The sequence below is a fragment of the Clostridium sp. AF34-10BH genome (assembly GCF_003478095.1).
Taxonomy (GTDB): Bacteria; Bacillota; Clostridia; order Lachnospirales; family Lachnospiraceae; genus Acetatifactor; species Acetatifactor acetigignens.
Genome location: NZ_QUEC01000052.1, coordinates 1 through 11,491, shown reverse-complemented (window position 1 = coordinate 11,491; position 11,491 = coordinate 1). Strand labels below are relative to the sequence as shown.

The 11,491-nt window shown below is 37.3% G+C and carries 14 protein-coding genes and 1 pseudogene; 12 read left to right on the top strand and 3 right to left on the bottom strand.

The annotated features are described in order from the left end of the window. Positions 1-225 precede the first annotated feature (225 nt). From DWZ61_RS18940 to DWZ61_RS18895, 11 genes are all read left to right on the top strand, one after another. Entirely contained in the window at positions 226-1,005 is a 780-nt protein-coding gene (locus DWZ61_RS18940) for a FlxA-like family protein (RefSeq protein ID WP_118540065.1), read from the top strand. A gap of 21 nt (positions 1,006-1,026) precedes the next feature. Further along, positions 1,027-1,782: a flagellar filament capping protein FliD gene (gene fliD, locus DWZ61_RS20330; RefSeq protein WP_243026463.1), complete on the top strand. Its 756-nt coding sequence runs from the start codon at positions 1,027-1,029 to the stop codon at positions 1,780-1,782. Between the two features lie 251 nt (positions 1,783-2,033). Next, positions 2,034-3,065, top strand: coding sequence for a DUF4885 family protein (locus tag DWZ61_RS18930; protein WP_118540064.1), 1,032 nt, complete (start codon positions 2,034-2,036; stop codon positions 3,063-3,065). Positions 3,066-3,152: 87 nt separating this feature from the next. Then, entirely contained in the window at positions 3,153-3,641 is a 489-nt protein-coding gene (locus tag DWZ61_RS18925) for a hypothetical protein (RefSeq protein ID WP_008115717.1), read from the top strand. 22 nt (positions 3,642-3,663) lie between these two features. Continuing rightward, positions 3,664-4,617, top strand: a complete 954-nt coding sequence (locus tag DWZ61_RS18920; protein WP_118540063.1) for a hypothetical protein — start codon at positions 3,664-3,666, stop codon at positions 4,615-4,617. A 13-nt stretch (positions 4,618-4,630) separates the two neighbouring features. After that, entirely contained in the window at positions 4,631-5,383 is a 753-nt protein-coding gene (locus DWZ61_RS18915) for a hypothetical protein (protein WP_118540062.1), read from the top strand. Positions 5,384-5,596: 213 nt separating this feature from the next. Then, on the top strand, positions 5,597-6,130 hold the full coding sequence (locus DWZ61_RS20505) for a transposase (RefSeq protein WP_347475467.1): 534 nt from the start codon (positions 5,597-5,599) through the stop codon (positions 6,128-6,130). Continuing rightward, on the top strand, positions 6,127-6,510 hold the full coding sequence (locus tag DWZ61_RS20500; RefSeq protein WP_330381177.1) for a hypothetical protein: 384 nt from the start codon (positions 6,127-6,129) through the stop codon (positions 6,508-6,510). The genes DWZ61_RS20505 and DWZ61_RS20500 overlap by 4 nt, the downstream gene beginning before the upstream one ends. A gap of 80 nt (positions 6,511-6,590) precedes the next feature. Further along, the gene (locus DWZ61_RS19540; RefSeq protein WP_118585951.1) at positions 6,591-7,061 is read left to right on the top strand and encodes a hypothetical protein; all 471 of its coding nucleotides are present in this window, start codon (positions 6,591-6,593) and stop codon (positions 7,059-7,061) included. A gap of 45 nt (positions 7,062-7,106) precedes the next feature. After that, entirely contained in the window at positions 7,107-7,640 is a 534-nt protein-coding gene (locus DWZ61_RS18900; protein WP_109258671.1) for a DUF3879 family protein, read from the top strand. 71 nt (positions 7,641-7,711) lie between these two features. Continuing rightward, positions 7,712-8,332: a DUF6033 family protein gene (locus DWZ61_RS18895; RefSeq protein ID WP_182427203.1), complete on the top strand. Its 621-nt coding sequence runs from the start codon at positions 7,712-7,714 to the stop codon at positions 8,330-8,332. Between the two features lie 128 nt (positions 8,333-8,460). Here the strand turns inward: DWZ61_RS18895 and DWZ61_RS18890 are convergent. Next, positions 8,461-8,544: pseudogene (locus DWZ61_RS18890) on the bottom strand (toxin-antitoxin system protein); the annotation flags it as partial. Positions 8,545-8,860: 316 nt separating this feature from the next. On the opposite strand from DWZ61_RS18890, the gene DWZ61_RS18885 reads away from it, so the two are divergent. After that, the gene (locus tag DWZ61_RS18885; RefSeq protein WP_022313299.1) at positions 8,861-9,046 is read left to right on the top strand and encodes a hypothetical protein; all 186 of its coding nucleotides are present in this window, start codon (positions 8,861-8,863) and stop codon (positions 9,044-9,046) included. A 467-nt stretch (positions 9,047-9,513) separates the two neighbouring features. Here DWZ61_RS18885 and dtd read toward each other — a convergent pair whose 3' ends face one another. Then, positions 9,514-9,963 carry a D-aminoacyl-tRNA deacylase gene (gene dtd / locus DWZ61_RS18875; RefSeq protein ID WP_118540059.1) on the bottom strand — a complete coding sequence of 150 codons (450 nt, stop codon included), beginning with the start codon at positions 9,961-9,963 and terminating at the stop codon, positions 9,514-9,516. Between the two features lie 4 nt (positions 9,964-9,967). After that, positions 9,968-11,308: an AI-2E family transporter gene (locus DWZ61_RS18870; protein ID WP_118540058.1), complete on the bottom strand. Its 1,341-nt coding sequence runs from the start codon at positions 11,306-11,308 to the stop codon at positions 9,968-9,970. Positions 11,309-11,491 lie beyond the last annotated feature (183 nt).

Below are 11,491 nucleotides of genomic sequence, written 5' to 3'. Positions count from 1 at the left end.
TCAAAATGTGAAACTCGTTTACAAAACGGGAAACTCGGGTGACTATTGAGCACTGCGACAGTCTGAAAAGCATTTTCAGACTGCTTCACAACGAAAAAAGGGCGGTTCACAACATTACGGTTTATTGTGAAGAAAGATATGCCGAAAGAAAAAATAAAGAGAAATCATGTTATACAGATTTTCAGGAAACGGATTTCAGAGTATTAGCTCAAGGAGGACAACGAAATGATGAAAATTAATGGATTTAACGGAACGAATACGCAGACAGGAGCAATAGGAATGGCACAGGCGAATGATTCTGTGAGTAAAAATATTCAGAATCAGATTGCAAATGCACAGCAGAAATTGCAGGACTTATCATCAAATGAAGAACTGTCATTAGAGGATAAGATGAAGAAACGTCAGGAGATACAGCAGGAAATTACAAATCTCAATCAACAGTTAAGACAGCACCAGATTGAACAGAGAAAGGAACAGCAGAGTAAAAAATCATCTATGGATGATATGGTGGCTGGTACAAAAAATACATCTGCAAAGAAAGGAACAGGCTTGTCACAGGCAGGTATGCGGGCAATGATTTCCGCAGATTCATCTATGAAGCAAGCAAAAGTGCAGGGTAGTATGGCAACACAGATGGAAGGAAGAGCCGGTGTGCTTGAGTCTGAAATCAAGCAGGATGCTGGAAAAGGCAATACCGAAAAGAAAGAAGAAGAACTGGCAGATTTGCAGGCAAAAGCGCAGTCTGCAACAGTAGCACAGATGTCTTCACTTTCAGATGCAAATAAATCTATGGAAGAAGCAGCAAAGACAGACAACAGTACAGATGCAGCAGAAACAAAGAAGGATCAACCTCAGAAAGCAGAGAATACACAGGAAAATGCAGATACGACAACAGATGCATCAGATAATGCAGATATCAAAACAGAAACAGCAGAAACAATAACAAATCCAGCATCAGAAAGTGGACAGTCGGTAGTATATACACCGATAGATATACGTTTATAGTTCGGAAAGGAGGCTGGTGTTATGTCAGAAATCAAAAGTTTTAGTGATTATACAAGTAAATATAACAGCAATGTAGATTTTTCAGCTTTGTTTAGTGGAACGTCAGATAGTTCATCAATAGGCAATACAAATATGCTTTCTGATTATGCTGCAATCAAAAATGGAAGCTATGGAAAACTTATGAAAGCATATTATGCAAAACAGGATGCTGAAAAATTACCGGGAAAAGGTGATACTTCACAAAGACTTACTTTGATGAAAACAAGTGCAGATTCTCTGAAAAAATCAGCAGATGCTTTGAATGACTCTTCTCTTTGGGAAAAAAAGAAAATAAAAAAGAAAGATGAAAAAACGGGGGAAGAGATTGAGGTAGAGGATTATGACTGGGATAAAATCACCAAGGCAGTAAAATCTTTTGTTGAAGATTATAATGATGTAGTTAAAGAAGCCGGAGAATCGAATACAAAGGATGTATTGCGAAATGCTTCATGGATGACTGGAATGACAGACAAAAACAGTAATATGCTTGCCAAAATAGGTATTACCATAGGAAAAGGAAACAAGTTGGAATTAGATGAGGATGCTTTAAAGCAGGCAGATATCAGTTCGCTGAAAACGATCTTTACAGGATATAATTCTTTTGTAAGCAAAATATCGCAGAAAGCAACTGGTATATCGAATGCTGCAAACCGGGCGAGTGCAACCTATACAAATAATGGTACATACTCTAAGACGGATTCTTTATTAACATCAAGCAAGATAGATGAAGAAGTATAGAAATGTTGTACAGATAGTTGGCTATATAAAATATTTATCATTGAACGATAAATGAAATGTGAAAGTCCAGCTAATAAATGTCAATAGATAAACAAAAAATATTTTTTGCCTAAAAAAGGGCAGACTTTCCCCTTGGTGAAAATATCTTTTTTGAAAGATATTGATTTTTTGGATTTACTTCATTTTATGCAGCTATGTCGCATTTGGCAGCATTGTATTGTTTATGAGACTTATATAAGGTAGGGGCTAGTATGGTTACTGTAAATAATTATTACAACAACATACCAGTAGGCAGGGATTTAAATAATCTGCCAAACACTTCCAGTACTGGTACAACTGTAGGTTATCAATATGATGGACTTACCGAGGAAGATCGTTTCGTACAAAAAGTTTTGCAGGAGCATTATGATAAAGTGTACAAAGAAAATTTGTCTCATTCTGATCCAATGGCATATATCGAATCAAAATATTGTGATGTGACCTCACCTAATTTTTGCTCATATATGACAGAAGATCAGCGTTCCATAGCTTACCGCAATGAGAAAAGAATGTTACAAACAGGGGGAAAATATTCGGCTGGATTTGCCCGGTATGATTATGCATTAAGAAATTACAAGGATGTATATACAGGTGGTTCAAGAAGTGTTGGTTATGTACGCAATACTGACAGGGAAAAACAGTATGCCAGAAGTGTTGTAAATCAGCAGATATCAAATCTGTTTTCAAAGAATGGGATATCAATATCAAAACAGGCAGATTTGGTATTTTCTATTGACCCATATACATATCAGCTAAAGGTGTCCGGAAATGCAGATAGAGATACATTATCGCAGATAGAAAAATTACTGAATGAAGGGGATAATGCGAAAAATATATGGACACATGCGTGGATTTGTACGCATGATGCAGATAATGAAATTGTTAATTCGCAGGCAAATATGACAAAGGCAAACCAATATTCTTTATGGCATGAAGTGTATGAGACAACCGGGTATGATGCACGCAATGCGACATATAAAAATGGTACTTTTATTGCAGAGGATGGTACAGATTTACTTGCATTGTTTAAGGAAAAATCTAAAAATGGTGCAGGGTATGAACTTTATTCTAAGAGATGGCTAGAATATGCTAAGAATGGCTGGAAGAAAGAAAATGATTTAGTGTTGAAAATAGGCTTTGACAGCAGTGGATTGTATGATATAGGGCAGGAAAAAGGATATGGAGCAGCACAGAATATGTGGATGAAAGGTGTTAGCCAAAGTATGTTTGAAGCTAGAGTGTGACCAATGGATGACAGAAAGTATGAACCGCTTTAAGAAGTGGTTGAATAAAATTTTATACGAAAACCTCAAGCTGTTGGAGGTGGATTTATGGGAATCTCTTTTTCAAATATAGGAACAGTTGGAAGGGAACAGCTAATTACTTCTGGTAGTAATGGAGAACCAAACTGGTCTTATATTCCATCGAAAGGAAAAAGTACAAAAAAAGCGAATAACAGAACCTATCAGTTTGCAGACGAAAAAACCAAAAAGCAGATTGCTTATATGAGTGGTTATTACCTTCAGACAGTGCCGCAGAGTGTCAAGGCAGCATGGCAGGAAACATTGGAAGAAACTGGTTTTAATCCATTTCAGACGGATGTAACCAGTATATTAACGCAGCTATCGGTAGAGCAGGATTTTCTGACAGGTGGTGATGACAATATTTTTGGTGAAACGAAAGAAAGTTATTTAGCAGCTATCGACAAAGTATTGGAGAGAATAGAAAATCCGCTGGCAGCCGTTACAGATGAAAGGGCAGCATATCTGCAACAGGAAAAAGAATTTTATACCGTGTTGGCATCTAAAATAAGAGAATAAAATGTCGGGAGGAATTTAAAAAATGATTGGAAGTATAGGATCGGAGAGCCGTTATTCAACAGGTTATAACAACCTAAAACCAAATCGGAACCAGAATAAGTGGGCTGACACTTTGGCTCAGACGGTGGATAAGGAGGATATTAGCAGTAGAGCGGATATCAATCGTGCTAAGAAAAGTACAGTGATGGATTCTTATCTGGCACTGTCAGGAAAAACGATAAATACTTTGAAACAGGAATATTCAGAGTACGAATCCGAAAATTATAGAATCGTACCCGATAATGAAGCTGAATGTTTTGATATATACAATAAAGACGGGGAGCGTTTGGGGGCATTTTCCTATTCTGATATAAAAATAAGACAGGATGAAACAACAGGAAAGCAGTTTTTGATTTCTGAGCATGGAACGATGAGTTACGATGCCCTGGTATTAGATGATGAATTAAAAGATGCATTGCAGAATGTAATGGATAAAGATTCGCTGGATGTGGAGACTTTGCAGGGATTTACATTAAATACACATTCAGGTACCGGCATCCAGTATTTAGTAAAAGACGGTGAAGAAGGCAGAGGTGGCAAGGTTCTTCTGCAAAATGAAGAGGATCGGAAGAGGTATGAAGAATTAGCGGAGATGTATTTTGACAAATACCCTAATTTAATTGAGAGTCGGGAAGAAGGTTTTATCTGGGCTGATTTAGAGATTAGAGGAATGGCAAAACGGACAGATCAGGGAATTATATCCATAGGAGCTGATGGAATGTCATACAGTGACAATGAAAATTATAAAAACAATTGGAGTGTCCGGTTTTCTGGTTCTATGTATGAAAAGCTGTATGAATGGCTTCAGAATAACAAGGATAGCATGGAGGAAATCCATAAATTTTCTACATGGCAAAAGGTTTTTGACGAAATTGGTGGAACGTATGAAAGAGTCTGGTCGAAAGAAGAACTGGATCAGGGATATTTGAATAATTGAAAGAGGTAAAAATATGAAAATATCTAGTTATATGAATAATATGAATCCCATAATAGAAAAAAATGATGCTAAAGTTCAGAAAGAAAATAAGCAGGCAAATGAAAAACATACGATGGAACAATCCGTAAAGCTTTCGATTTCTAATGAGGGATTGGAGTATTATCGTAATCGTATACAGCAGAGTGGACAGGAAAAATATGATGATGTGGTTCAAAGAAAGGAACTGTTAGAGAGTAAAAAAATCAGTGATATTGATTATAGTTATGAAATTCAAAAGAAGGCAGCACAGCAGAATCAAAATGTTGATACAGGAAAAAGTGCCTTAAATATTACTGACAAGGCAAATAATTATGTTAAAGCATACGCAGAATTATATGATGAAATTGTGAAGGGCTATGAAAATGGAACCAGAGAAATATATGTAGCTGATGAAAATGGACCTCGTAAGCTTACACGGGATGAAGAATTAAGCAATTTAGATGTAGCATATAAGAAAACGGTGGATGATTTTGTGACAATGGAGACAACAAATCAGCATGCCCGTGGAATTATCGGTGAAGAAATGAATAAAATTTCAAAAATTACATCAAGGTCTGCATTAGCGTCAGATTACATTGGGGAACAGAAAACAAAGGGAAAGGACGAAATCCCAGAAAATTTAACTGAGAAAATGTATGGTGCAATCACATCATTTAAGGAAAAATATACAATGATTCATCATAATCAAAATCAGTTATCGCAGTTATTGATGAGTGTTAAAATTTAAAGGCTAAAGATTAATGCTTTGGAAGAAGATAAGTTTACATTGATGGAAATTAAATACTCAAGCCATTCGATATGATTATGACAAACACAAATGTTAATAATGCCTGATTGTAATTTATTGACGATTAATATTTGAGAAAACGTTTCAAAACTGTTTGACCATGCTGCACAAAACAGTTCTAACTATCTGAATGGACACTGTTTTGTAAGTATCATGCTTTGCGTACCTGTGTGGAATCAGGATAAGATCTCTTATCTTTCCGTTCCGCTTGGATACCGTATGTGGAAGAAAAAAGAATCCAAACTGGAACTTGCTGCCACCATGATCCGTAAAGTCATGCCTGAATTTCAAAGCAGGGAACATGTCATTATTCTCTGTGACAGCTGGTATACGAAACAAAATCTGGTCTGTATTGTCAATGAATATCCGAACCTGGATCTTATTGGTAATGCAAGGATTGATTCTGTTATGTATGACCTTGCTCCTGCACATACCGGCCGCAGGGGGCGTCCGGCTAAACATGGAAAACAGCTTTCTGTTGAGACTGACTTTACCTTTTCCGGTGAAAAAATCGGTGATTACTATACCGGTGTCCGCCGTGTCTTTACCAGAATCTTTGGCAATCAGGAAGTTCTGGCTTATGTCACAGCCACAGAAAAAGAGCATGGTAAAAAACGCCTGTTTTCAGTACGATTTTTCCAGAAGAACTGCAGATTTTCTGTGCATGGCAGGAAAAAGCACCATTGAATCAGACCGGCAGTGACTGGATGAAATATATCCCACTGTTTCTGTACTCATTTCGCTGGAATATTGAGACAAGCGACTATGAGCAGAAAACATTCTGGTCTTTTTGCAGCTATATGGTGCGGAGCTGCAAAGGGATTGAAATGCTGGTCAATCTGATCAATATCAGCTATTGTGCCATGAAACTTTTGCCGTATCAGGATAAAACTTTTTCTGAATATCGCACAAAGAGTGTACAGGAATTTCGTTTTGAATTAAGCCAGGGTATTCGCAGACAGATATTTTTTGCCACTTTCGTCAAAAATGTCGAAACACACATAAAAACAAATGCTGTGAAAAAGGCTTTAAATCGGTTGATTCATCAACAAGTCTACCATTTATAAAGTTGTAAACTGGTGATTAAAAATTGATGAAAGAAATTGTAGCCATATTATTTTGAAATATTATTATGGAGGTATTTACGATGAAGAAAATTATATCTTATTTTTTGAGTGGAATCGTATTATGCACAGCTCTTCTTGTAACTCCTGTATCGGCAGCAGAAGTTGCACCGGCAGAAGAAACAATAACTATAAATTCTACTGTATCAGTGAGGGCTACAAATTATTGGACTAAGACAACAACAAAATTAAATTCTGTATATGGGACAGTATCAAATATTTCAACTGTTTCATCAGGGTCTGTAAGTGGATCAAATCCTCAGATTTTAAAAATAGAGGTGTATAGTAGGGTTAGTTCAGGAAGTGATTCGTTTTATTTATATGTAGAAGATGGCAATGGAAATGTTAATTATACAACAGTAAGTAAGAGTGGAACAATAACAATTAATGATTTTAATGGTTTTGATCCGTCAGGCAAGTGGAAAATATGGATTGTTACAAAAGGAACAGTTTCAACATCCACTGAAACAATAAAAGTATATTATACATATTAAAAATGTAATGTGGCTACAATTTTGTATTATAGGAGAGAGTGAAATATGAATGTAAATATTAACAATAAAAATTTATTTTCGCAAAGTTTGCTAATAAACAAATTCTTCTTTCAGAAAAATTCTTCACACAAGCAGACTGGGATTACGACCGTAGATTCTGGGTGTCAATATAGAAATAACAATTATTACTATAATAAAGATGGTGTACCTTTTTTATCAAAGGAACAGGCAGACCGTTGTATCAATGGTAAGGATTGGAAAAAGATAGTGTCTGTATCGGATAAGGTGAAGTCGGATTTAGAAAAGGTTGTAAAGCAGGATTTTATCAGTAGCAATGGTGCATATATACCAGAAGAAAGCAAGAGACATGATGTAATCAAACAGTATTTGAATACGATTCCTTCTGAACAGCGAAATTCCGCTTCGTGGACATTGAGCAGAATGGCTGGAGATTATGCTTCAAGAATGGAGACACTGGTAAAGAAAAATAATCCTGGATGGAAGCCGGGAGATGCATTTGATACAAGTATTTTAGATCAGATGGATGATACTCTTGGTGGATTAGATTTTAAAGTATAGATGTAGGTGAGAGAAATCCAACAGGTGGCATAGTTGGAAGGACTCCGAATAATGAAAGGAGATATGTTAATATGGCAGTTACAGGAATAGGAACTTATGCGTCATATACGAATAGTTATGGCAATACACAAAATGCTGGAAACAAAACGGGCAGGACATATAAGAATGCCCATGAATATAAGAACTATTTAACACAAAAATACGATTGTTTACGAAGCAGGGATTATTCCGTAAATATAAACAGTTCTCTTTTGTCAAAGGCTATGGGAGATGAAAAGACAAAACAATGGTTGGAGTATAATCTATCTTTAATACCGGAAAGTATCGAAAAATTGAAAGCTGCTCAAAGTGCTCGTGGCTGTAAGGTACTGAGTGTAACGGATACAATAAATGGATATGATAGCATAACAGAAGAAGTACTGGTAACAGATGAGGTTGATCCGGGAACAGAAAAAGCAAGGAAAGAACTTGAAGAAAGACTCGAGAAAAGGAAAGCAGAAAAGAAAGAGACAGAGGAAAGACTGGAAAAACAGCGTGCCGAAAAACAGGAGCAGGAAGAACAGCAATATAATCTGAAAATTGATGGAAAAGATGTAGCTGACCTGACAGTAAAAATGGTGGAATTGGTAGGTACTTCAACTTCTACAGGAGTGACGGAAAACGGAGTTTCGGCATTTGATGCTTTGGCATAGGGACTTTGATATGAAACCGTAAGGTGTGCAATTAAAATAATGACTTATGCTAGAACATAAAGTAAACAAAAATAAATTTGTTGATTTTTGCAATGGAGATGTAAAGGGAGAAGATACAGAGACACTGAATCATTTCGGAGCATATAGCCAGCAGAGGTGTAAACATCAATACTATTGCGCTGTGGATTGTATTCTGCAAATATTGTTCTCATCGTATCTTATCTCTCCTTATCATTCAATCAATTATCAGTTACAAAAATCAGAAGCATTTCAATCAGTTCACCATGTCACTTTTATTTTGTGTTATACTGTTTTATAGATTTTTCTTGCCCTTGTATTTGCCCTTATCAGAGTTCGTAAACACTGATGGGACGATATAACACAAGGGAAACAATAAGGAAAAGCTCACCTGCGATAAATCCAGTGTTTTCAAGGGCTTGTGGAGAATTTAATAACAAAATATAACAGTTATTAAATCTCTTAAAACAGGTGAAATCTCAATTCAAGTTTGACGAGGAGGTGCTTTACATGAATAAGAGTATATCAAGGATTATCGGTGTGATAATGCTGATTGTAGCTTTTGTATTTATAATGTTTGCATTGAACCATCCAGAAAAGAGTTTTCCTTGGAACAATACAATTACGTGGTTACTGTATGGTGTATATTTTCTTGTGGCAGTAGTGCTGCTTATTGCTCCTAAAATGAAGAAGTGAGAAATTCCCGTTTATTGGGAAGTCACAGAGAACGAAAATCGATATTTATAGGAGGTAAAGCAGAATGAAATGTCCATATTGTGGTGAAGAAATGATAAGAGGATACCTAATGAGCTCACGAGACATTACTTTTGCAGTTGATAATCTGACAAAAGTTTTTCGCATTAAAAAATCGGACGATCTGGAATTGAGTAAAGGTTCAGGCGGAATCCCTCATTGTGAAGCTTATCGTTGCAGTAGTTGCAAAAAGATTTTGATTGATTATGCGAATAGATAACTACTTCACCAAGCACATTTTTCAACCGGAATGTGTACCGCCCATGCAGAGCCAACACATTCCGGTCTGTTAAGGAACAAATCAGCCCTTACTACGATAGCAGACGCAGAACTAACTATGCGCAAAACACAAGTTTAACGAATAGTTGTGTTTAGAAATAATCCTATAATACGCCTTTCGAAAGCTATTTTTAACAGATTTCCTCGGAATCCAGCAATATGGTAAAAGGCCCGTCATTTAACAGAGATACTTTCATATCGGCGCCAAAGATTCCTTTTTCCACGGTGGCGATGCTTTCACGGCATCTGTCGATAATGTATTCGTATAGTTCATTGGCTATATCCGGATTACCGGCTTTGATAAAGGATGGACGATTGCCTTTTTTGCAATCCGCATACAGAGTAAATTGTGACACCAGTAACAATTCGCCCTCCACCGCATGCAGATCCAGATTGGTCTTGCCCTGAGCGTCTTCAAAGATCCGCAGCCCCAGAAGCTTCTTGATCATTTTGTCGGCAATCTCTCTGGTATCTGTTTCGGCCACGCCGATCAGTACCAGAAAACCTTTGCCGATGCTGCCTGTTACCTCTCCATCTACTTTTACCTCTGCATGCTGTACCCGTTGTATTACAAATCGCATTTGTCTACTTCTCTCCTACGTTTTTCTCTTCTTGATCTTTTTTATCCTGGCTGAAATCAGTTTGATCTTTAAGCTCATGATCCTTTTGCAGTCTGGAATTCAGTGTATGGAATCCCTCTTCATCAATATTTTTCAGATAAGAATATTGTTCTGTCTCTACCGGCAGATCCTTTTTCCGAAGGAACGTATTAACTACTGCCTTGATAGCCGCATAGATCACTGCAAAGATAGGCACCCCGACGATCATGCCGAGAATACCGAATAATCCACCGAATACCGTGATGGCGAAAATCACCCAGAAACCGGTAAGCCCGGTGGAATTGCCCAGAATTTTGGGTCCCAGGAAATTTCCGTCAAACTGCTGTAACACCAGAATGAACAGGACGAAATAAACACAGTTTAAAGGGTGCATCGGATCCACCACAAGGATCAGGATGGCACTGGGAATAGCTCCCAGATAAGGACCAAAGAAGGGAATAATATTGGTCACACCCACAATCACGCTGACCAGTGCCGCATACGGTGTCTGCAATAACGTGGTTCCGATAAAGCACAGGCATCCGATGATAAAGGAATCTACAATCTTGCCGCCGATAAATCCGATGAAAGTGCTATGGGTAAAGCGAAAACTCTTGATCAGGCGGTTGGCTGTTTTCTGTTCAAAGAAAGCATAGGCCATTTTTTTCGCTTGTCCGGCAAATTTTTCCTTACTTGCCAGTACATAAATGGAAATAACGAATCCGATGATAAAATCCCAAAGACTCTTCAGAATATTGATTACGCTCAAAGATACTGTCATGATCACCTGACTGGTCTTGGTCAGTACTGTGTTATTTAACCAATTCTCCAGTTCTACGGAATACTTATCAATCAGAAAAGTGATCTGACTGCCCAGCTCCGGATTGTCATCCATAAGCTTGCTGATCCATTTTGTAAAATTGCTGATGTAGGTGTCAAAATTGGAAGCAATATTTACAATACTGGGAACAATCTGGGAAAGCATCATGGCAACCAGACTATAAATCAGGGTGACGAACAAAAATGCCGTGATCAGTATGCCAATACCACGGACAATGGAATTGCGCTTACTGCTCTCCTTCACCTTCATTTTCCGGCACAAAGGAAATAGCAGTTTGGTTTCTATAAAATTAAGTACCGGGGTCAGCAGATATGCCGTCACCAGTCCGAATACCACCGGCATCAGAATCCCGATGATCGTATGAAAGCCTGTCTTGATACTGCTTCCGTGGAATAACAGATAATAGAAACAAATACTGGCGGCAATGGTTAAGAATGCCGTTACCCCCCAACGAAAATACTTATTATTTTTTAAATCGTACTTCATTCACTCACACCTTTCTGTGTAACTCACTATGTTTAATATACTATGGTTTTGTCCTCACCACAAGAAGAAATCTGTCGTTTTGGTTGAAAAAGAATCTCCGCAAGTATAAAATAAATAAGAAGAAACGAATGGAGAAAAGAGTGAAAAATAAAGTAGATTTTTGGGCGCACTTATATAAGGGTT

What these genes read in the sequence shown, in the direction of transcription:
- DWZ61_RS20505 (WP_347475467.1), top strand. Translation starts at nt 5,597, where the DNA reads ATGCTTTGCGTACCTGTGTGGAATCAGGATAAGATCTCTTATCTTTCC.
- DWZ61_RS18925 (WP_008115717.1), top strand. Translation starts at nt 3,153, where the DNA reads ATGGGAATCTCTTTTTCAAATATAGGAACAGTTGGAAGGGAACAGCTA.
- DWZ61_RS18915 (WP_118540062.1), top strand. Translation starts at nt 4,631, where the DNA reads ATGAAAATATCTAGTTATATGAATAATATGAATCCCATAATAGAAAAA.
- DWZ61_RS18940 (WP_118540065.1), top strand. Translation starts at nt 226, where the DNA reads ATGATGAAAATTAATGGATTTAACGGAACGAATACGCAGACAGGAGCA.
- dtd (WP_118540059.1), bottom strand. Translation starts at nt 9,963, where the DNA reads ATGCGATTTGTAATACAACGGGTACAGCATGCAGAGGTAAAAGTAGAT.
- DWZ61_RS18885 (WP_022313299.1), top strand. Translation starts at nt 8,861, where the DNA reads ATGAATAAGAGTATATCAAGGATTATCGGTGTGATAATGCTGATTGTA.
- DWZ61_RS18930 (WP_118540064.1), top strand. Translation starts at nt 2,034, where the DNA reads ATGGTTACTGTAAATAATTATTACAACAACATACCAGTAGGCAGGGAT.
- DWZ61_RS18870 (WP_118540058.1), bottom strand. Translation starts at nt 11,308, where the DNA reads ATGAAGTACGATTTAAAAAATAATAAGTATTTTCGTTGGGGGGTAACG.
- DWZ61_RS19540 (WP_118585951.1), top strand. Translation starts at nt 6,591, where the DNA reads ATGAAGAAAATTATATCTTATTTTTTGAGTGGAATCGTATTATGCACA.
- fliD (WP_243026463.1), top strand. Translation starts at nt 1,027, where the DNA reads ATGTCAGAAATCAAAAGTTTTAGTGATTATACAAGTAAATATAACAGC.
- DWZ61_RS18895 (WP_182427203.1), top strand. Translation starts at nt 7,712, where the DNA reads ATGGCAGTTACAGGAATAGGAACTTATGCGTCATATACGAATAGTTAT.
- DWZ61_RS18920 (WP_118540063.1), top strand. Translation starts at nt 3,664, where the DNA reads ATGATTGGAAGTATAGGATCGGAGAGCCGTTATTCAACAGGTTATAAC.
- DWZ61_RS18900 (WP_109258671.1), top strand. Translation starts at nt 7,107, where the DNA reads ATGAATGTAAATATTAACAATAAAAATTTATTTTCGCAAAGTTTGCTA.